The sequence below is a fragment of the Cellulomonas sp. URHD0024 genome (assembly GCF_000426185.1).
Taxonomy (GTDB): Bacteria; Actinomycetota; Actinomycetes; order Actinomycetales; family Cellulomonadaceae; genus Cellulomonas.
The window spans coordinates 383,265-402,272 of the sequence record NZ_AUEW01000004.1 but is presented as its reverse complement, the minus strand read 5'-3'; the positions used below and the strand labels follow the sequence as shown (position 1 = coordinate 402,272).

20 protein-coding genes, 4 tRNA genes and 1 riboswitch are annotated in these 19,008 nt (G+C 71.8%); of the genes, 9 read left to right on the top strand and 15 right to left on the bottom strand.

The annotated features are described in order from the left end of the window. Positions 1–113: 113 nt before the first annotated feature. Together I847_RS0107055 and I847_RS0107050 are read right to left on the bottom strand one after the other, a co-directional pair. A complete protein-coding gene (locus I847_RS0107055) occupies positions 114–1,571 on the bottom strand; it encodes a GTPase (RefSeq protein ID WP_028049140.1) in 1,458 nt (485 codons plus the stop codon). Beyond that, positions 1,568–3,292: a dynamin family protein gene (locus I847_RS0107050; protein WP_028049139.1), complete on the bottom strand. Its 1,725-nt coding sequence runs from the start codon at positions 3,290–3,292 to the stop codon at positions 1,568–1,570. The genes I847_RS0107055 and I847_RS0107050 overlap by 4 nt, the downstream gene beginning before the upstream one ends. Positions 3,293–3,432: 140 nt before the next feature. Here I847_RS0107050 and I847_RS0107045 point away from each other — a divergent pair. Further along, positions 3,433–3,505: transfer RNA gene (locus I847_RS0107045), tRNA-Arg, on the top strand. Between the two features lie 192 nt (positions 3,506–3,697). Here the strand turns inward: I847_RS0107045 and I847_RS22385 are convergent. From I847_RS22385 to I847_RS22370, 6 genes are all read right to left on the bottom strand, one after another. Next, positions 3,698–5,371, bottom strand: coding sequence for a M28 family peptidase (locus I847_RS22385; RefSeq protein WP_231384123.1), 1,674 nt, complete (start codon positions 5,369–5,371; stop codon positions 3,698–3,700). Positions 5,372–5,622: 251 nt separating this feature from the next. Then, positions 5,623–6,447, bottom strand: a complete 825-nt coding sequence (locus I847_RS22380; protein ID WP_051274545.1) for an ABC transporter ATP-binding protein — start codon at positions 6,445–6,447, stop codon at positions 5,623–5,625. After that, the gene (locus I847_RS0107030) at positions 6,425–7,420 is read right to left on the bottom strand and encodes an ABC transporter substrate-binding protein (RefSeq protein ID WP_028049138.1); all 996 of its coding nucleotides are present in this window, start codon (positions 7,418–7,420) and stop codon (positions 6,425–6,427) included. Before I847_RS0107030 ends, I847_RS22380 begins: the two co-directional genes overlap by 23 nt. Further along, entirely contained in the window at positions 7,417–8,160 is a 744-nt protein-coding gene (locus I847_RS22375) for an ABC transporter permease (RefSeq protein WP_081680607.1), read from the bottom strand. Before I847_RS22375 ends, I847_RS0107030 begins: the two co-directional genes overlap by 4 nt. Before the next feature lie 45 nt (positions 8,161–8,205). Continuing rightward, positions 8,206–8,499, bottom strand: coding sequence for a thiamine-binding protein (locus I847_RS0107020; RefSeq protein WP_028049137.1), 294 nt, complete (start codon positions 8,497–8,499; stop codon positions 8,206–8,208). A gap of 115 nt (positions 8,500–8,614) precedes the next feature. After that, a riboswitch (TPP riboswitch) is annotated at positions 8,615–8,724 on the bottom strand. Between the two features lie 48 nt (positions 8,725–8,772). Beyond that, positions 8,773–10,128, bottom strand: coding sequence for an APC family permease (locus I847_RS22370; protein ID WP_081680573.1), 1,356 nt, complete (start codon positions 10,126–10,128; stop codon positions 8,773–8,775). Positions 10,129–10,339: 211 nt separating this feature from the next. Here I847_RS22370 and I847_RS22365 point away from each other — a divergent pair, with 211 nt between their 5' ends. Next, positions 10,340–10,531, top strand: coding sequence for a hypothetical protein (locus I847_RS22365; RefSeq protein ID WP_034609340.1), 192 nt, complete (start codon positions 10,340–10,342; stop codon positions 10,529–10,531). Positions 10,532–10,653: 122 nt separating this feature from the next. Further along, positions 10,654–10,908 (top strand): hypothetical protein, encoded by a 255-nt coding sequence (locus I847_RS0107005; RefSeq protein ID WP_028049136.1) that lies wholly within the window; start codon positions 10,654–10,656, stop codon positions 10,906–10,908. Here the strand turns inward: I847_RS0107005 and I847_RS0107000 are convergent. After that, positions 10,905–11,588, bottom strand: coding sequence for a phosphatase PAP2 family protein (locus I847_RS0107000; protein WP_028049135.1), 684 nt, complete (start codon positions 11,586–11,588; stop codon positions 10,905–10,907). The two genes, I847_RS0107005 and I847_RS0107000, sit on opposite strands and share 4 nt — an antisense overlap. Before the next feature lie 64 nt (positions 11,589–11,652). Here I847_RS0107000 and orn point away from each other — a divergent pair, with 64 nt between their 5' ends. Continuing rightward, positions 11,653–12,324, top strand: a complete 672-nt coding sequence (gene orn / locus I847_RS0106995; protein WP_034609338.1) for an oligoribonuclease — start codon at positions 11,653–11,655, stop codon at positions 12,322–12,324. 73 nt (positions 12,325–12,397) lie between these two features. Here orn and I847_RS0106990 read toward each other — a convergent pair. The 3 genes from I847_RS0106990 to I847_RS22360 all read right to left on the bottom strand — a co-directional run bounded on the left by I847_RS0106990 (position 12,398) and on the right by I847_RS22360 (position 14,543). After that, positions 12,398–12,473: transfer RNA gene (locus I847_RS0106990), tRNA-His, on the bottom strand. A gap of 103 nt (positions 12,474–12,576) precedes the next feature. Further along, a complete protein-coding gene (locus tag I847_RS0106985; protein WP_028049133.1) occupies positions 12,577–13,500 on the bottom strand; it encodes a RimK family alpha-L-glutamate ligase in 924 nt (307 codons plus the stop codon). After that, positions 13,497–14,543 carry an ABC transporter ATP-binding protein gene (locus tag I847_RS22360; RefSeq protein ID WP_081680571.1) on the bottom strand — a complete coding sequence of 349 codons (1,047 nt, stop codon included), beginning with the start codon at positions 14,541–14,543 and terminating at the stop codon, positions 13,497–13,499. The genes I847_RS0106985 and I847_RS22360 overlap by 4 nt, the downstream gene beginning before the upstream one ends. A 114-nt stretch (positions 14,544–14,657) precedes the next feature. On the opposite strand from I847_RS22360, the gene I847_RS0106975 reads away from it, so the two are divergent. The 3 genes from I847_RS0106975 to I847_RS0106965 all read left to right on the top strand — a co-directional run bounded on the left by I847_RS0106975 (position 14,658) and on the right by I847_RS0106965 (position 17,174). Continuing rightward, complete coding sequence (locus tag I847_RS0106975) at positions 14,658–15,332, top strand: ABC transporter permease (protein ID WP_028049132.1); 675 nt, start codon at positions 14,658–14,660, stop codon at positions 15,330–15,332. 1 nt (position 15,333) lies between these two features. After that, a complete protein-coding gene (locus I847_RS0106970; protein WP_028049131.1) occupies positions 15,334–16,101 on the top strand; it encodes an ABC transporter permease in 768 nt (255 codons plus the stop codon). Positions 16,102–16,172: 71 nt separating this feature from the next. Continuing rightward, positions 16,173–17,174 carry a glycine betaine ABC transporter substrate-binding protein gene (locus I847_RS0106965; RefSeq protein ID WP_028049130.1) on the top strand — a complete coding sequence of 334 codons (1,002 nt, stop codon included), beginning with the start codon at positions 16,173–16,175 and terminating at the stop codon, positions 17,172–17,174. A gap of 150 nt (positions 17,175–17,324) precedes the next feature. On the opposite strand, the gene I847_RS0106960 is transcribed toward I847_RS0106965, so the two are convergent. Next, a tRNA-Lys gene (locus I847_RS0106960) sits at positions 17,325–17,400 on the bottom strand. A 65-nt stretch (positions 17,401–17,465) separates the two neighbouring features. Next, the gene (locus I847_RS0106955; RefSeq protein WP_028049129.1) at positions 17,466–17,690 is read right to left on the bottom strand and encodes a hypothetical protein; all 225 of its coding nucleotides are present in this window, start codon (positions 17,688–17,690) and stop codon (positions 17,466–17,468) included. Positions 17,691–17,872: 182 nt separating this feature from the next. Here I847_RS0106955 and bcp point away from each other — a divergent pair, with 182 nt between their 5' ends. Continuing rightward, the gene (bcp, locus tag I847_RS0106950) at positions 17,873–18,340 is read left to right on the top strand and encodes a thioredoxin-dependent thiol peroxidase (protein WP_028049128.1); all 468 of its coding nucleotides are present in this window, start codon (positions 17,873–17,875) and stop codon (positions 18,338–18,340) included. A 22-nt stretch (positions 18,341–18,362) separates the two neighbouring features. Continuing rightward, positions 18,363–18,445, top strand: a tRNA-Leu gene (locus tag I847_RS0106945). Positions 18,446–18,588: 143 nt separating this feature from the next. Here I847_RS0106945 and I847_RS0106940 read toward each other — a convergent pair. Beyond that, positions 18,589–18,954, bottom strand: a complete 366-nt coding sequence (locus tag I847_RS0106940; protein WP_028049127.1) for a co-chaperone YbbN — start codon at positions 18,952–18,954, stop codon at positions 18,589–18,591. Positions 18,955–19,008: the final 54 nt, after the last annotated feature.

The window sequence follows — 19,008 nt, the reverse complement described above, 5'->3', positions numbered from 1 at the left end:
TGTGCCCCGACGTCTGCGGGGCTCGTGCGGCCAGCCTCCGCTCGCACGTGCCGTCGCGGGTCCTCGCCGGCGGATCGGTGCGACGAGCGCGCAGACCGGTGGCTGTGGACGCGTCAGCCGCGGGCCGACGCGATGAGCTCGCGCACCGTGCGGTGCTCGGCGAGCACCTGCTCCGTCGGCACCGCGAGTCGCGCCCGGGACACCGCCTCGAGCGCCGCACGCCCGTCTCGAAGCACCCGGTCCGAGCGTCGTCGCGCGGCAGCCGACCGCGCCGCCCGACTGGCGACGAATGCGGCTGCGGCACCGACGAGTGCGACCACAGCGACCGCGGGTGTCCACGCGTTCGTCTCGCCCGTGCCCTGTGCCGACCCGACCGCGACCGATCCGATCACCAGCGCGGCGCCCGTCAGGAGGACCGCGACGACGAACAGCCCGAGCGCGAGCGCAGAACGGCGTGCGGTCAGGCTCAGCTCGGCGATCGAGTCGGCGACGGCGATCCGCAGCTCGCCGGTCGAAGCGATCCGGGAGCCGACGTCGTCCGCCCAGCGCTTGGGCAGACCTCGCGTGACGGTCTCGAGCCACAGTCCGCGGGCCAGCGCGACCGCGTCCTCCTGCACGGCACCGAAGCCTTGTGCCGAGGGCGTCCCGCCGCGGACGGCCGTCGCGACGGAACCGGCCACGGCGGAGAGGCCGACCGACCGCGCGAGCGTGTCGACGATCTCCGAGAGGGACGCAGCGGCGGGCTCACGGGCCGCGACCTGCGTCTCGAGCGCCGCGACAGCGTCGTTCAGCTCCGCACCGGCGTGCCGGGCGGCCAGCGACTGCGACGCCACGACACCGGAGAGCGCCACGCGCAGTGCTCTGACGCCTTCACCCGTGGTCGCCGACGCCGACGTGACGGGCACCCCGGTGAGCCCGTCGTCGACGAGCAGGCGTTCGAGGTCCGCGATCAGTGCGGGTCGCACGTCGGGCGACACGGTGTCCACCTGGTTGAGCACGACGACCATCGACGACTCGTGGCCCACGAGCTGGCGCAGGTAGCCGCTGTGCAACGCGTCGTCGGCGTACTTCTGGGGATCGACGATCCACGCGAGCAGGTCCGCCTGCGGGATCAACCGGTCGACGACCTCCCGATGCTCCGGTGCGATCGAGTCGTGGTCGGGCAGGTCGAGGAGCACGAGCCCACGCAGAGAGGCTTCGGAGTCGCCGTCGAGCAGGCTCTCGCGCACGATCCGGCGCTCGGGCACGACGCCGAGCCAGTCGAGCAGCGCGTCCGCGCCGTTGCCCCATACGCACGCGGTGATCTCCGACGTGGTGGGACGCCGCACGCCGACGTCCGCGAACTGCAGACCGCTGATGGCGTTGAACAGGCTCGACTTGCCCGACCCGGTACCCCCGACGAGCGCGACGACCGTGTGGTCGACCCCCAGGGCGAGGCGGGCCCGGACGCCGTCGATCGTCGACGTGATCCGCGCGGACGTCGTGGACGACACCCGGCCGTCGCCGAGCGCCAGGGCACGGTCCAGCGCGTCCACCCGCGCGGTGAGCAGAGCTGTCTCGTCCGTCGTCACGTGAGTCCCTTGAGCACGGCGAGCCGCAGGCGCAGCCGCGAGGCGGCGTCGGCGGCGAGGTCGGGGTCGGCGAGCACCTCGGCGACCGCCGCGCGTTCGAGCGCAGCCTGGGCGGCCGTCCGTTCGACCAGATCGGCGCGCAGCTCGTCGGCGGCCCGCTCGCCCGCCTCGTCGATCAGGGCGACGAGGAGGTCGCGTGCATGCTGCACACCGGCGGCGGCGGCGAGCGCGACGGCAGCCAGGCCGTCGTCGCCCAGAGCACGCTCGGCCTTGCGACGACGGCGTGCGCGCCGCGAGGCGTCGACGTCCGGCGCCACGGCGAGCGCTGCTCGGACCACCCGTGCGCCCTGGGCCGTCCATGCGCGCGCAGCCTGGTCGGCCGGGGAACGCCGATTCGCTCCGGCGGCCCAGGACGCGTCGACCGAGGGCCCACCGTCGGGGCCCTGTGGTGCCAGGAGCGCCGAGCGGAGCACCTGCTCGGCGTGCCCGCCCGCCGCCGTGAGGGTCGCGCTCGCGGAGTGCGCGAGGTCCTCGACGAGCGAGCCGACCCTGGCCGAGCGGGCGCGCCCGTCGCGCGCGGAGCCCCGGATGCGCCCCTTGCCCGTGACGACCCGGTCCAGCGGGCCGCGGGCCGACGTGAGCTCGGACCACCGCGCGCGGACCGCGCCGTCGGCGACCGCGCCCGCACGGATCGCGTCGGCCGACTGCGCGACGGACTCGGCGAGCGCCGCGTCGAGGGTGACACCGATCGCGGCCGCCGCGTCCGACTGCGCCTGCACAGCGTCCGCGAGCTCGTCGACCCACGGGCGGAGGGCGGCCAGCGACCCTCGCAGGGTGCGGCCGATGACGGTGCGGGCCTTGTCCGGACCGGCCAGCATGGACAGCCACCGCTGGATCGGCGCGACGGACGACGCGGGCAACAACCCCTCGTGCGGTCCGAGGTCGGGCACGACGAACAGCGGCGAACCCTGCAACCCGTTCTCCCGCAGCCGCCCGAGCAGGTCACCGCGGACGGTCGGCAGCGACGCAGGCGGGACCCGGTTGAGCACCATCGCGATCGACGCGCCCCGTTCCACGGCACCCTGGAGCACCCGCCAGGGCAGCGCGTCGCCGTACCGGGCGGCGGTCGTCACGAAGAGCCACAGGTCGGCGGCCTCGAGCAGCCGGTGCGCCGACTCGCGGTTCGACTCGAGGACGGAGTCGAGGTCGGGGGCGTCGAGCAGCGCGATCCCGCGGACCATGTGGTCGTCGGCGACGACGGTCACCGACTCGAGGACGGGATGGTGCGAGAGCAGCTCCGTGTCGAGCGGGTGGTGCACGAGCACGGGTCGGCGCGTCGTCGGCCGCAGCACGCCGGCGGTACTGACCTCGCTGCCGACGAGGGAGTTCACGAGCGTCGACTTGCCCGCCCCCGTCGAGCCCGAGACGACGACCACCGCAGGCGCCGACAGCTCCGTGAGCCGCGGCACGAGGTGCTCCCCCAGCTGGTCCACGAGCCGGTCACGCGAGGCGCGCGCTTCCTCGATCCCCGCGATCTCCAGCGGGAAGCCGGTCTTCTCGACGTCGCGCCGCAGATCCTTGACCGCGTCGAGCAGCGAGGTCTGGGCGAGCGGCCGGGCCAGGATGTGGCTCGGGTCGTCGGCGACGTGGCGCGGCGAGCCGACCAGTGGCTGCGCGTACTGCGCGGGCTGCACTGGAGCCGTGCCGGGCTGCGCGCTCACGTGACCATTGTCCCGGTGCGATCTGACCTGGCAAAACGCCACGCGGTGCCGAATCGGGACGGTTCGCCCGGGCGCGTCGCGCGGGCCTGAGGACGACACCCCCGCGATTAGGCTGTGTCCATGCGTGCTCGCACGCACCCGCCCCCGTAGCTCAATGGATAGAGCAACGGCCTTCTAATCCGTAGGTTGCAGGTTCGAGTCCTGCCGGGGGCGCATATCCGCAGGTCGCAGAACCGTCCGGAGAGGCCCACACCTGGGCCGGTCCCCGACGGACACTCGGCGCCACGGCCGCCGAGAGCCCGCAGTCCGGGCTCGCCGGGTCGTGCGCGAGCTGCTCCGGCATGGCGTGGCACGGCGGGGCGCCCTCCGTCGGGGCGCCCCGCCGCGCCGTGGCCTAGGGGCTTGTCAGCTGGTGACCTTGCCCTCAGGCGTGGCGACCGTGGCCGTGGCCGCGTGCTTCTTCACGTGTCCCCCGCCCTTGTGGCTCGAGCTGAACACCTGGGTGTCGTAGGCCATGTGCCCGACCATGTTGGCGAAGGTCTTCGACATCCAGGTGAGGACCACCGGGTCGTTGTTGCTCAGGTTGTCGCACCACCGGAACGGGTTGTCGACGCAGCCTCCGTCGTCGCTCGGGATGTTGCCCTCGAAGTTGCCCTCGTAGCCGCCGAACAGATCGACGTCCGACGCGAGCTTGCAGCAGTCCTGGCCGGTGAGGACACCGCTGGCCGGGATCCCCGCCTGCTGGAACATGAAGGCGTCGGTCCCGTCGGCCGAGAACAGGATGTGGTTCTGCCCGATCGAGTTCAGGTAGTCGATCCCGTAGTCGCGCGCGATCGCGGAGGGAGCCCAGATGCTCGGCGGCATCGGGGTGCCCGGTTCGCGGTCGAACAGGCCGACCCCGTCCTTCGGGTCGAGAACGCCGGCCACGTAGTTCGGTGTGGCGGTGACGTCGGCGTCCAGGTCGAACTTGATCTTCGCCAGCTCGTCGGCCGGGAGCGTGTTGACGTAGTAGTCGGAGCCGAGCAGGCCGAGCTCCTCGCCGCCGAACCAGATGAAGCGCAGCTTGTTGCGCGTGTTCGTGTTCTTCAGCTGCTGGGCGATGTCGAGGATCGTCGCCGAGCCCGAGGCGTTGTCGAGCATCCCGGCGCCGTAGATGGCGTCGAGGTGGGCGTCGATGACGAGGATGTTGTTCGGGTCTCCGCCCCTGGAGTCGGCGATCACGTTCCAGTCGGAGCGGTTCGGGTCGTCGATCGCCTGGACGTCAACGGTCACGACGGGGCCGGTGCCCGGGGTGTACTGCGCCAGGAGCTGGGTGCCGACGTCGTAGGGCGTGAAGATGACGGGGATGGTCTCCGTACCCGCCAGGCTCCCCGAGTAGAGCCCGGTGCGCCCGGGGTTGCCCTCGTTGAAGATGACCGCGGCCGTGGCGCCCGCGGCCTCAGCGTTCGCCACCTTCTGGGCGAAGGTGCAGGTGCCACGCTGGATCAGGGCGATGTTGCCCGGGACGAAACCGCTGAAGTCCGAGGCCGCGCAGCCGCTGGCTGAGCTGGGGGTCGGCGTGGCGGGCACGACGATGCCGCCTGCGGGCTGGACCTTCGCGGTCGTCGTACCGACGGAGGCTCCGGGGTTGAAGTCCGTGCCGACGACGTAGGAGTGCGGCGTCGGCGACTCCTCACGCAGGACCGGCGTCCCGACGAAGCTGAAGTAGTGGAACTTGTACTCCTGGAGCGTCACGTGGTACCCGGCGGCGCGCATGACGTCGGCCACGTAGTCGGCCGAGGCCTTGTAGCCGGGTTCCCCCGAGTTGCGGGACGGATGCCCGTCGGCGCCGGGGTTGGCGTCGGCGATCTGCTGGAACTTGACCATGTGGGCCCAGAGATCGGCCTGGTTGACGCAGTCGACGAGCTTCTTGGGCGTGTTGTTGACCCGATGAGCGCACGCTTTGTGGTTGGCGTCATGGCCGGACGCCGGGGCTGGGGCGCTCGACGCCGCTTGGGGCAAGGCCCAGGTCGCCGCGACAAGTGCTGCAGTGACCAAGGCGAGACGCCCTGCCCGAGCTCGTCTGTGCAAAGAGATCATCGTGTCTTCTCCTCCGTACAGCGGATCCCGCCGGCGTCGTCGTCGACGAGCGTTCCGAGGGTGCTGTCCGGCACTCACCACGCGATCAGCATCCTGGCGAGAGCCACGCACGCATGGAGTCCACCGGTGCCCTGTTGGGCCGACTGGACTCATCGATGAAAACGAACGCATCGACGTTACCGAAGCAGGGCGTCGCTCGCACCACCAAGAAATGCGTGCGACGCCACGCGCAAACGTGCAGGTCAGGGACGTCATGGGACCGTCGGCGCGGCGCCCCTTGCGCGCTCGGGCCGTGACAGCGCCGTCTGCGGGTCGAGCGCCGCCAGGAGAGTCCGTCGCGCTCGGTCGTGGTCACCGCTGCGGACGCGCAGGTCGAGCACCACGCGACCGGGCCGGTCGGACAGCACCACCACGCGGTCGGCCAGGAGCAGCGCCTCGTCGACGTCGTGCGTGACCAGCACGACGGTGCGCGCGTGCGGGCGCCCATGACCCACGAGGTCGAGCCCGGCCAGCCAGGTGTTCATCCGCCGCCGCGTGAGGGCATCGAGCGCCCCGAAGGGCTCGTCGAGCAGCAGCACCGGCCGGCCCGGCAGGCACGTCCGCAGCAGCGCGAGCCGCTGGCGCATGCCGCCCGAGAGCTCGTGCGGCCAGGACCGCTCGAACCCGGACAGCCCGAACTCGTCGAACAGCTCCCGGGCTCGCGCCAGGGCCGACGTCCGGTCGATCCCCGCGATCCGGGCACCGACCAGGGCGTTCGCAAGTGCACGCCGCCACGGGAGCAACCCGTCGCGCTGCGGCATCCACGCCGACGATCCGGTCGGGACCGTGGCTGTCCCGCCGACGGTGGCACCCGACGGCGTCAACCCGGCAAGGACCCGCAGCAGCGTGGACTTTCCGCAGCCCGACGGGCCGACGACGGCGACGAACTCCCCTGCGTCGACCCGCAGGTCGACGTCCCGGAGCGCCACGACCGGCTCGGGGCGCCGACCACCGGCGGTGAACGTGACGGACAGCCCGGCGACCTCGATCGCGGGTGCCACGACGACCGCGGCGTCAGTGTCCGGGGAGGAAGTCATTGGTCCACGCGGCGTCCGTGTCGAACGTCGGCTCGGCGAGCTTGTTGTCCTGCAGGAAGCCCACGAAGCCGTCCCAGACCGTCGCCTCCTGCAGACCCCACCGCTCCGGGGCGTCGGTGTAGCGGGGCGCCAGCCAGGTCGCGCTGCGGTCCAGCAGGTCCCCGTCGACCTCGGGGGCGGCCTGGTGGATGGCCTCGGCAGCGGCCTGCGGGTCGACGATCGCGTCCTGGTACCCGTGGGTCAGGGCGGCGACGAACTCGCGGACCGTCGTGGGGTCGTCGTCGATGTGCTTCTGGGACGTCGCGACGAGCGGGGTGTACCAGTCGGGGATGCAGTCGGTGTGGTCGATGAAGGGCATCGTCGAGACGTCCAGCCCGTCGATGTCCCGCAGCCTGATGGTGTCCCACCCGTCGAACACCCACGCGGCGTCGAACTGGTGCTCCGTGAGGCCGATGCGGAAGTCGTCGCTGGCGAGCGGTGGCATCGTCACGGCGGCCGGGTCGCCACCGTCGCACGCGACGAGCCTGCGGATCAGGGCCTCTTCGAGGTCCGAGCCGTAGGACCCGTAGGAGTGGCCCACGAGGTCGCGTGGCCGACTCAGCCCCGACGACGCCAGGGAGATCAGGCTGGAGGTGTTGTGCTGGATGACGGCCGCCACCGAGACGACCTCGGCGCCCTGCTCCCGGGCCGGCACCAGCCCCTCGGCCACGGAGTAGGCGAAGTCGGCCTTCCCCGCGGCGAGCAGCTGCAGGCCCGAGGTGTCGCCGGGCTGCACGATCGTCACGTCGAGCCCCTCGTCGGCGAAGTAGCCGCGCGCCTGAGCGAGATAAAGGCCCGAGTGGTTGGTGTTGGGCGTCCAGTCCAGGACGACGGACACGGGTCGAAGGTCCGACGAGGGTTCGCTGGACTGTGCTGTCGAGCAGGCGGCGAGCAGCGCGAGGCTTGCGCACGTGGCGAGCAGGCGGGCGTTCACGGAGTGGTCCTTCCCGGACGAGAGGTGGGGGTGGTGGTGCGCTGCCACGGCGTGGCGATGCGGGCGAGGCCGTCGACGAGCAGGAAGAGCGCGCCGGTGAGCACGGAGACCAGAGCGACGGCGACGAGGATCTGGTCCACCTCGTAGCCCTTGCGGGAGCGCTGGATGAAGACGCCGAGACCGCTCTGCCCAGCGAGGTACTCCGCGACGACCGCGGCCCCGATCGCGTAGGTCGCGGCGACGCGCAGTCCGCCGAGCGCGCCGGGCACGGACGCGGGGAGCTGCACCAGCCAGAACTGGTGCCGCCGGGTGCCGCCCAGGCCGGCGACCATCTCCGCGTGCTCGGCGTCGACGGCGGCCATCGCGGTCACCGCGGCGACGAGGACCGGGAAGAAGGCCGTCAGCGCGACGAGCACGACCTTGGGCAGCAGCCCGAACCCCGCCCACAGGATGAGCAGCGGCGCCAGCACGACCGTCGGGATGGTCTGGGTGAGCGTGACCAGCGGGTAGAGGGTGTCGGAGACGAGCGGGAACGCGCCGATGAGCACGGCGAGCAGCAGCCCGACGACGGCGCCCACGAGGAGCCCGAGGCTCGCCTCCGTCAGCGTCGTGACGATGTCAGGGCCGAGCAGGGGTGCGACGTCGACGGCCGTGCGCGCCACCTCGGACGGCGCCGGCAGCACGAACGCCGGAAGGCCGGACACGCGCACGCCGACCTCCCAGCCGACGAGCAGCAGCATTGCGGCCACCGTCGGCGCGAGCACCCGTCGCCAACGGAGCACCTCTCAGGCCCGGAACTTGCCGACGAGGTCCTGGATCGTCGGCCCGTCGTCGTCCTTGCCCTGGCCGACCTTGATGACGCTCGAGACGCCCGCAGCACCGGCCAGCACCGTCGCCTCGTGGACGGCGCGCAGCAGCGGCCACAGCTGGTCGGGGGTGCCCTGGATCGTCGTGCCCATCGCGCCGACCTCGTAGACGAGCCCGGACTGCTGGATGACCGCGATGGCGGCGTCGACGTAGGCGTACCGGTCGTCGTCGGTGCCGCTCGGGCGGGGTGAGACCTGGATCTGTGCGAGCACGATGTTCCTCCGGTGAGGTCGGAACGGGGTACGCAGCGACAGGTCGACCCGTACCGGGGCGACGACGACGGAGGCCTGGTCGCGGCCAGGAGACCGCCCACGCCGCGCTCGGTGGCGCATCCCTCCGCTGGCATTACCCAGTTCAGGTTCTCGGGTCGACCTGCGCTGGCACCCTGCGGTGTCGCGGCACGTCCTCTCAGCCCGGCTGTCCCGAGCTCCCCTGCGTTGGCGGGACGAACCTACCCGGACCGGACGACGCGCGCCCCGGCCTTCTCACCCAGTGGTCTCCCCCGCCTCCTCCCACCGGTCACCCACCCCGGTGCCGGTGCCCTGCCCGGACCCGTGCGCGTGGCCGTGGCCGTGCCGAGCGGACCGGACCCGGCCGACGACGACCGCCACGATCGCGAGCCCCAGGGGCACCAGCAGGTGCCACCCCGCCAGCGCGGCCAGGACCAGCGCGAGCCCGCACGCGACCATCCCGCACCACCAGCCGGCGCTGCCGCGCTCGAGCAGCCGGACGGCGGCCGCCGACCCGAGCGCGTACACGCCGACCATGCAGCTCGTGTGCACGAGCACGAACGGTTCGAGGTCGCCGCCCACGGCCACCACGAGTGCGAAGTACGCGAACGAGAGTGCCGCGACGACGAGCAGCGCCCGACGTGGCACGCCACCGGGTTGCGCGCCGTCGGCGATCCAGCGCGGCAGGTCGCCGTCCCGGCCCAGCGAGGCCCCGAGCTTGGCGAACGCACCGAAGTACGCACCGAGCACCCCGAGCGTCACGATGCCCGCGACGAGCGCCACCGCGACACGCCCGGCACCGGGCAGGCCGACGTCGACGAGGTCCATCAGCGGGACGTCGGACACCGAGCCGTCCAGCGCTGTCACGGCGACGTACTGCAAGGCCAGGTACGCGGCACCGACGACCACCAGGGCGATCGCCGTGGCGCGCGGGATGGTCCGCCGGGGGTCCCGGAACTCCCCCGCGAGGTGCGTCACCGCCTCCCAGCCCGCGAAGGCCCAGACGAACAGGCTCGCGGCGGCACCGACCCCGGACCAGCCGTGCGGCAGGAACGGCCGCAGGGCGGCAGGTTCCGACGACGGCAACGACGCGAGCACGACGAGCACCACGAGGATCACCAGCAGGCCCGTGAGCACGAGCTGCACGGGACCGCTCAGTCGCAGCCCGACGGCGTTGGTGACGAGCGGCGGCAGGAGCAGGACCGCGCCGACCAGGTACACCTGGCCCTGCGACCCACCCAGCATCGCGACGACGTACTGCGCACCGACGAGCGCGACGACCGGCGCCCCGACGCACACGCCGAAGAAGAACCAGTAGCCCGTCGCCCGCGCAGGTGTCGGCCCGAGGGCGAGCCGGACGTAGGTGGCGACACCGCCGGAGTCCGGGTGCCGCGTCGCGAGCGCGGCGAACGCCGAGGCGAGCGGGACGGACACCGTGAGGACGGCGGCCACGGCCAGCAGCGACGCCGGCCCGGCCGCCCGAACGGCGAGCGTCGGCAGGAGCAGGATCCCGGTGCCGAGCACCGCGGCGACGTACAGGGCCGAGCCGAGCACCACCCCGATCCGGCCGGCCGCGACAGGGGGGCTGGTGGGCCGCACGGCGGTGGTCATGCCCTGAGGGTCGTCCCGGGAACGCCCGGACACCAGGTGGCGGAGTGTCCAGGTTCGTCGAGATCTCGCCAACGGCCGGACGTCGACAACGGGTTCTCAGAACCCCCAAAAAGGGCGTGACTCACACCACGCACGCGTGATCGAGTAGCCCCACACCACCACATCGACCCGGGCAACCGCCCTGGCCGAGCCATGTCCAGAGGAGATTCCTGTGCATCCCACCAGCACGTTCGAGCTCCACCGTCAGCAGTACGGTCAGCGCCTCGCCCGCTCCCACCAGGAGCGCGTCGTCGAAGCAGCCCGCGCCGAGAGACAACCGTCCGAGAACACGCGGCGACCTCCTGATCCGTGGCGGGCCGTCGGTCAGTCGGCGTTCTTCGCCGGCGCAGTCAGCGCTCGCTGAACCTCGCACGAGCACCCGACCAGGGCGCGGACCGGACCACGGTCCGCGCCCTGCCGCGTCTGACCCGGCTCGTCGTGCCACGATGACGCCATGCTCGTCGAGAACCCCGGAACGTCCCGCTGATGGGACGGCACGCCTCGGCCGGACCTGAGCCGGAACCGGGTCCCGAACCCGTCACGGCGACAGGCCACCTGGTGATCTGGGCCGAGCGCGTCCTGCTCGGCATCGCGGCAGGCGTGGGCATCCTCGTGGTCCTGCACTGGGCGGGTACACCGTGGTCGTCGTCCCTCTGGATCGCGGCGGTCGTCGCGGTCCTGGTGCCTGCGGCGGCCTGGTTGGCCTCGACCGTCCCCGGGAACGAGCACCATCGTCCCTAGGGGACTCGTCCTGTGTGCCAGCGGTCGACGATCGACACCACCCCGAGCACGGCCACCGCGAGCGCCACGGAGGCCACCACGTCCGTGAGGAAGTGGTAGCCCAGGTACAGGCGGCTCAGCGCCACGAGCACGGTCCCGACGACGGTCGCGGCACCCCAGGCGACGAGGAGGCCCGGCGTGGGCCGGCGGCTGCACACGAGGTAGCCGGCCACCAGCAGCAGGGTCGCCGTGCCGAGCGTGTGCCCGGACGGGAACGACGCGGTGAGCTCGGCGCCGGGGATCAGCATCGTCTCGCTCGGCGGGCGTGGCCGGTCGACCAGCCCCTTGACCGTGAGCCCGAGGAGCGTCGAGGCGACCATGGTGGCGGCGAGCAGGACCGGGCGCCATCGTTCGCGGCGGACACGCGCCCAGATAAGGCACCCGACGCCGACGCCGATCGGCAGGACGAACGGACCCGTGACGAACGTGATCGTCGCCAGCACCGCGGTCCAGGCCGGGGTCCGGTGCGCCACGAGCCAGTCGAGGACCGGCTGGTCGAGGTCCCAGAGGTCGTCGTGCTCGCGCACGGCGTCCAGCACCGCGAAGAACACCGACAGACCCAGCCCGACGAGCACGAGCCCTGGCAGCACCGTCCACACGAGCGTCCGGGAGCGTCGCGAGTCGATGTCGCCACCAGTCATGACGCGACGCTAGCGCGGTCGCGCCCGGACGCATTGCACCGCCGTGACCCCTAGGCTGACCAGCGTGAGCAGCACGCCGACTCCCGCACCCGCACCCACCGGCCATGAGAGCGCCGACCGCATCGTCTGGATCGACTGCGAGATGACAGGCCTCGACCTGGGGGCCGACGCGCTCGTCGAGGTCGCCGCGGTGGTCACGGACTCCGAGCTGACCGTCCTCGGCGAGGGCATCGACGTCATCATCGCCCCGCCGGCCGAGTCGCTCGTGCAGATGAACGACTTCGTCCGCGCGATGCACACGACGTCCGGCCTCCTCGACGAGCTCGCCGGTGGCACCACGTTGGCCGACGCCGAGCAGCAGGTGCTCGCCTACATCCGCGAGTGGGTGCCGGAACCAGGCAAGGCGCCCTTGGCAGGCAACTCGGTGGGCACGGACAAGTCGTTCCTCGACCGCGACATGCCCGAGCTGGTCGACCACCTGCACTACCGGGTCATCGACGTCTCCTCGATCAAGGAGCTCGCACGCCGCTGGTACCCACGCGTCTACTTCGCGTCGCCGCGCAAGAACGGCGGTCACCGCGCGCTGGCCGACATCCTCGAGAGCATCGACGAGCTCCGGTACTACCGCGCGGCGCTGCTGCCCGCGCAGCCGGGACCTGACTCCGCAGCAGCGAAGCGGATTGCCGCCGAGGTCGTCGCGACGTCCGTCAAGGGTGCACTGCTGTCCGAGGGGTGACCCCCGCGCCTTGCGCACGCTCAGGCGGGAACGGCGACGGGCGCCGACCACGGATGGTCGACGCCCGACGCGATGGGGTGGCTAACGGGACTTGAACCCGCGACCCCCTGGACCACAACCAGGTGCTCTACCACCTGAGCTATAGCCACCACGATCCCCCGACGCGTACGCCGGGGCGTCGAGAAGTGTACCTGAGGGGTCGCCGACTTCTGGCATCGGTCCCGCGCCCGTCCATGGGCCGCCGGCTGCGGCTCAGAGACGCGCCGCGACGGCGTCGGCGAACCGCTGCACCGAACCCTCTGCGTGCGCGAAGAACAACGACGGCTCGGTCAGCTCGACCTCGAGGACCACGGGGGTGCCGTCGTCATCGGGGATCAGGTCGACGCGCGTGTACAGGAGCGGCCCGTCGACGCCGGGGATGACATCCGGCAGTGCCGCGACGACCCGGTCGGCCAGTTCGCGCTCTGCGTCGTTCGCCTCTCGCGCGGTCATGATCTCCTGGCGGTACAGCTCGTCCGCGAGCCCCACGCGGTAGGGCCCCTCAAGAAGGGCGTTCTTGCGCACCGAGTGGCTGAACTCACCGTCGACGTAGACGAGCCCGGTCTCGCCGGTCGTGTCGACGTTGCGCAGGTAGCGCTGGATCATCACCCGCCGGCCGACGCCGAGCAGGTTCTTCGCGTGGGTGATCGCCATGGACCGCTGCTGGGTGACGCCCGCGTTGTACCGGCCCGTGTCGCGGGAGCCGGCGCTGACGGTGGGCTTGATGACGAAGTCGCCGAAGGCCGGGAACCGGGTGTGGATGGCGCGGGAGTCGAAGTTGCGCTCCGGGTCGAGCCAGATGGTCGGCACGATCGGCAGACCAGCGTTCTCCAGGTCCCGCAGGTACTGCTTGTCGATGTTCCAGCCGACGACGGTGGCGGGGTTGAGCAGCGTGCTCGTCCGCTCCACCCGGCGGGTCCAGTCGGCGAACTGCGCCGGCCGCTCGGTGTAGTCCCACGTCGAACGGATCAGCACGTGCGTGTACGTGCCCCAGTCGATCGTCGGGTCGTCCCAGACGACCGCCTCGATCGCGACCCCTCGCTCGGCGAGCGCGTCACGCAGTGCGTGGTCGTCCGGGTCGAGATCGGGCAGCTCGGCACAGGTGGCGAGGGCGAGGCGGGCGGTGGTGGGCGTCACGAGCGCACTGTACCGACGGGGGCGTCGGTGAGGTCAGTGACCTGCGTCTCGTCTGGCTGGCCGGAGGTCACCCGGTCGAGCGCCCGGACGACCGTCGCGGGGGTCGCACTGCCGACGACCGTGCCCGTCGCGTCCACGACCGGCACGGTCTGCGTCGCACCGACGAATGCGTGCAGGACGTCGCCCAGCTCCGTGCCGACCGTGACCGGCTCCCCGTGCACGTCGCCCGCCACGGGGGCGAGATCCGCGAGCTCGAGGCGACCGAGCGCGAGCAGCCGGGCCGTGCGCCCGCGCCCGACCAGGTCGGAGACTGCGGCGGACGCCGGACGCGCCACGACGTCGAGCGGCGCGGCCAGCTGCTCGATGTGCGCGCCCGTGCTCAGCACCGCCACGCGGTCCGCCATCCGCACCGCCTCGTCGATGTCGTGGGTCACCAGGATCACCGTGATCCCGAGGGCTCGCTGGATGCGCGCGAACTCCGCCTGCAGGTGCCGTCTGCCGACCGGGTCGACCGCACCGAACGGCTCGTCCATGAGCAGCACGGGCGGGTCGGTGGCCAGGGCGCGCGCGACCCCGACCCGCTGACGCTCACCACCGGACAGCTCGTGCGGGTAGCGGCGCGCGTACCTCTGGGGGGGCAGGCCGACCAGGTCGAGCAGCTCCTCGACGCGCGCCGCCGTGCGCTTGCGGTCCCACCCGAGCAGACCGGGGACCGTCGCGACGTTCTGCGCGACCGTCCGGTGCGGGAACAGCCCGACGTTCTGGATCACGTAGCCCATCCGTCGCCGGAGCTTCACCGGGTCCACGCGCGTGACGTCCTCGCCCTCCAGCAGGATCCGCCCCGACGTGGGCTCGACGAGCCGGTTCGCCATCCGGAGCGTCGTCGACTTGCCGCAGCCCGACGGACCGACCAGGACGAGCACCTCGTGCGGCCGGACCGCGAGGGTCAGGTCGTCGACCGCGGACGCGTCCCTGGCGTCCTGCGTGCGCGCCGAGTACACCTTGCGCACGTGCTCGAAGCTGATCGCGGGTTCGTCGGCCACCTCTGGGACGCTAGTCGGTGCGTGTGCCACCCGCACTGTCGGACGGGCCTCCGGCGCGCAGAGCTGGCCGAGTGCCTGGTGCGCGTGTCAGTGCGTCCCCCTAGGGTTCTGACCATGCTTCTGCGCGAGGCACCACCCAACCCGTGGTTCTCCTGGCAGTACGTCGAGCGCAACAGCGCTGACATCGCGCACGCCCTCGAGCAGCACATCTCGCTGACGCTCGAGGCCGTGGCGATCGCGTTCGTGCTCGCGCTGCCGCTCGCCGCGCTCGCGCACCTTCGCCCGAGGCTGGCCGGACCGGTGCTGGGCGTGGCCGGCGTCCTGTACACGATCCCGTCACTCGCCCTGTTCGCGATCCTCGCGCCGTACACGGGCATCAAGCGCACGACGGTGCTCATCGGGCTCGTCTCCTACGCGCTCCTGGTGCTCACCCGCAACGTGCTCGTCGGGCTGCAGGGCGTGGATCCTGCCGTCCTCGACGCTGCTCGCGGAATGGGATACGGGCGCGGCCGGTTGCTGGTCTCCGTGGAGTTCCCGCAGGCACTTCCGAGCATCGTCGCGGGTCTGCGCCTGGCGACCGTGACCACCGTGGCCCTCGTGACCGTAGGCGTCGTCGTGGGCTACGGGGGCCTCGGGCAGCTGATGTTCCGGGGGTTCCGGAGCAACTACCACGCGGAGATCATGACTGCGACGGTCTTGTGCCTCCTGCTCGCCCTCGTCCTCGACCTGGTCCTGGCCGGAGTCGGCCGCCGACTGACGCCGTGGTCCCGCGTCGAGAGTCCGGTGTGACATGAACGTCTTCCAGGACGCTCTGGCGTGGTTGAACGACCCCCTCAACTGGACCGGTCGCAACGGCGTCCTCGCCCTCACCAAGGCCCATGTCATCGTCTCCGCGCTCGCCGTGCTGCTCGCCGCGGTCGTGTCCATGCCCCTGGCCCTGTGGCTCGGGCATCGCCGACGCGGCGCGAAGATCGGCGTCGTCGTCGCGAACACCACACGAGCGCTGCCGACGCTCGCCCTGCTCACGCTGCTGGCTGCGAGCGGGCTCTTCGGCAACACCGCGACCGTGCTGGCCTGCGCGGTCTTCGCCGTCCCACCGCTGCTGACCAACACGGTGACCGGGCTCGGTGACGTCGACGCCGACGTGCGCGACGCCGCACGGGGGGTCGGGATGTCCGGTGCGCGAAGCCTCTGGGCGGTCGAGGTCCCGCTCGCGATCCCGCTGATCGCCGCCGGCCTGCGCACCGCGTCGGTGCAGGTGGTCGCCACCGTGCCGCTCGCGGCCCTGGTCGGCGGTCGCAGCCTCGGCTCCATCGTCGTCGCGGGCTTCGGCACGGAGAACTACGGTCAGGTGCTTGCCGGCGGCCTGCTGGTCGCCGCGCTGTGCCTGATCGTCGAGGGCCTCCTGGCCCTCGTGCAGCACCTGTCCACCCCGGCCGGGCTGCGCTCGCTCGCCCGCGAGACGTCCACAGGCCGCACGCGGAGCCGGCCGGGCCGATCCTCACCGGTTGCCGAGCCCGTCACCAGCGGATCGAATGGGCCCAGCCCATCCTCCTGACTCATCGGCGACGGCACCACCGCCGCCTCCGGGAACCTTCCCTCCCCGCCCAACAGCCCGAGGAGAGCACCATGCGAGCATCCCGCACAGCCGTCCTGACTCTGGTCGCCGCAGCCACCCTGGTGCTCGGCGCCTGCGGGTCGCCCGGATCCGGTGGAGGCAAGGCCGAGACCACGGCGCCCGGCGCCACCGCCATCGCCGCGTGCGACCCGGTGGCCGGCGACAAGCTCGTCGTCCTCACGGACGACAAGGGTCTGCAGAACGCCGACAACATCATCCCGGCCGTGAACAAGGCGGCCGCAGACGCCAACCCGGCCCTCGTCAAGACCCTCGACACGGTCTCGGCCGCCCTCGACACGGACACGCTGATCCAGCTGAACAAGGCGGTCGACATCGACCGGCGCACGTCGAGCGAGGTGGCCAAGGAGTTCGTGACGAAAGAGAAGCTCGCCGCGCCGGACTCCGCGGCAGGAGCGGGAACCTCGCTGACGGTCGGCGCCGCGAACTTCTCGGAGAGCTCGACGCTCGCCGAGATCTACGCGGAGGTCCTGCGTACGGCCGGCTTCAAGGCGACCGTTCAGACGATCGGCAACCGGGAGACCTACCTGCCCGCGCTCCAGGACGGCACCCTGGCGGCCGTGCCCGAGTACGCGGCCACGCTCGCCGACTTCCTCAACGCGAAGGCCAACGGGGCGGATGCACCGTCGGTCGCCTCCGGGGACGTCGACGCCACGGTCGCGGCGCTCAAGCCCCTCGCCGAGGCCGCAGGCCTCACCGTCGGGACCGCCTCCGCGGCGCAGGACCAGAACGCGTTCGCCGTGACCGACAAGTTCGCCGAGGCGCACGGCGTGAAGACGCTCAGCGACCTGGCCGCGACTTGCGGCGGCCTGGTGCTGGCCGGGCCCGCCGAATGCCCCGAGCGTCCGTTCTGCCAGCCCGGGCTCGAGGACAAGTACGGCCTGCAGTTCGCGGACTTCAAGTCCTACGACTTCGGGCTCATCGGCCAAGCCGTGCTCAAGGGCGACGCCGCGATCGGGCTGGTGCTCTCGAGCGACGGCGCCCTGGCTTCCTGAGAGCCCCCGGCGGGCGGCGCCACCGTCGCCCGCCGGCCCGATGCCGGGTGCCGCGACCGCCGTGCGCGGCTGGCGGGCGCTCGCGCCTCTGGCGATCCCCCGCGAACGACCGAGCGGCCCCATCCGAAGGATGAGGCCGCTGGTCACGTGTGGTGCGCCATCAGGGACTCGAACCCCGAACCCGCTGATTAAGAGTCAGCTGCTCTGCCAATTGAGCTAATGGCGCGCGGAGAGAAAGTTACCAGGCGAGTCGCCCGAACTGCCAATCGGACCCTTCGGTCGTGACGACCGTCACGGTTCCGGATCGTCGGTGGGCGCGGAACCCTCCTCCGGCTCCCACCAGGCGACCTCGGGCAGACCCTCGGACTCGAGGATCTCGGCCGACGTCGACTCCGGCGCGACCAGGTCTACCAGCAGCGCCAGAGGCACGTGCTCGGCGAGGAGGTCCTTCACCGGCTGCGTCGTGTCGTCGGCATCGGTCGCCTGCACCGACGGCTGGGCGTCGTCCTCGCTCATCGTGACCTCCTCCGCGGTCGGTGGTGTTTCGATCCCTCATGGCACCACCACGTCGCGCCTCCGGCAAGGCGCCGCGCGGAGCACCCGGTCGAGCCGGGTCCGGCCCGTCGAGGCCGTCGGACCTGCTGTCTTCGTCCGTCGTACGATGACGACGCATCCACCGCCCGTCACCAGGAGACACCGTGCCCCGCCTCGCCGTCGGCGACATCGCGCCCGACTTCACGCTCACGACCGCCGACGGAGGCAGCGTCACACTGTCGGACCTGCGGGGCCGCCACGTGATCGTCTACTTCTACCCGGCGGCCATGACCCCGGGCTGCACCACACAGGCGTGCGACTTCCGCGACAACCTGGCGTCGCTGCAGGCGGCCGGCTACGCGGTGGTCGGCATCTCCCCCGACGACCTGCCGGCCCTCGAGAAGTTCGTCGAGGCCGAGCACCTGACGTTCCCGCTGGCCTCGGACCCCGATCGGTCGGTGCTGGAGGGTTGGGGCGCCTGGGGTGAGAAGTCGCTGTACGGCAAGACGGTGACGGGCGTGATCCGCTCGACGGTCGTCGTCGACCCCGAGGGCCGCGTCGAGCTGGCGCAGTACAACGTCAAGGCCACCGGGCACGTCGCGAAGCTACGCAAGGACCTCAAGGTGGCGTGATGCTCGGGCCCTCGGGCCCGTCGCGGGAGTGGTGAAATGGCAGCCACGCCAGGTTTAGGTCCTGGTGCCCGAGAGGGCGTGCGGGTTCGACTCCCGTCTCCCGCACCCCACAGCTGGACTCAGCGAACGCTCCGAAGCCATGGTTCGGCTCGCGAGGAGGCGTGCAGAGCGGGCAGCCCGCACGCAGGCAGGAACGACGAAGGCCGGTCGCTCCGTCGGGAGCGACCGGCCTTCGGTGTCGGCTCAGATCAGGCGTTCGCCTTCGCGGCTATCGCCGCTCGGACCTCGTCCATGTCGAGCGCCTTGATGCCCTGGACGACCTGCTCCAGCATCGGTGCAGGCAGGGCCCCAGCCTGGCTGAACACCTGGATGCCGTCGCGGAAACCCATCAGCGTCGGGATCGAGAAGATCTGGAGCTGCATGGCGAGCTCCTGCTCAGCCTCGGTGTCGACCTTCGCGTGCACGATGTCCGGGTGCTCCTCGGACGATGCCTCGAACACGGGACCGAACCGCTTGCACGGACCACACCACTCGGCCCAGAAGTCGATCAGGACGATCCCGTTGTCCCGGATCGTCGGGCCGATCGTCGAATCGGTGACCTCGATAGTCGCCATGACGTTTCCCTCCACTCCTCGTATACCGAGTGGTAGAGCGTCTCGCCGCCGTGG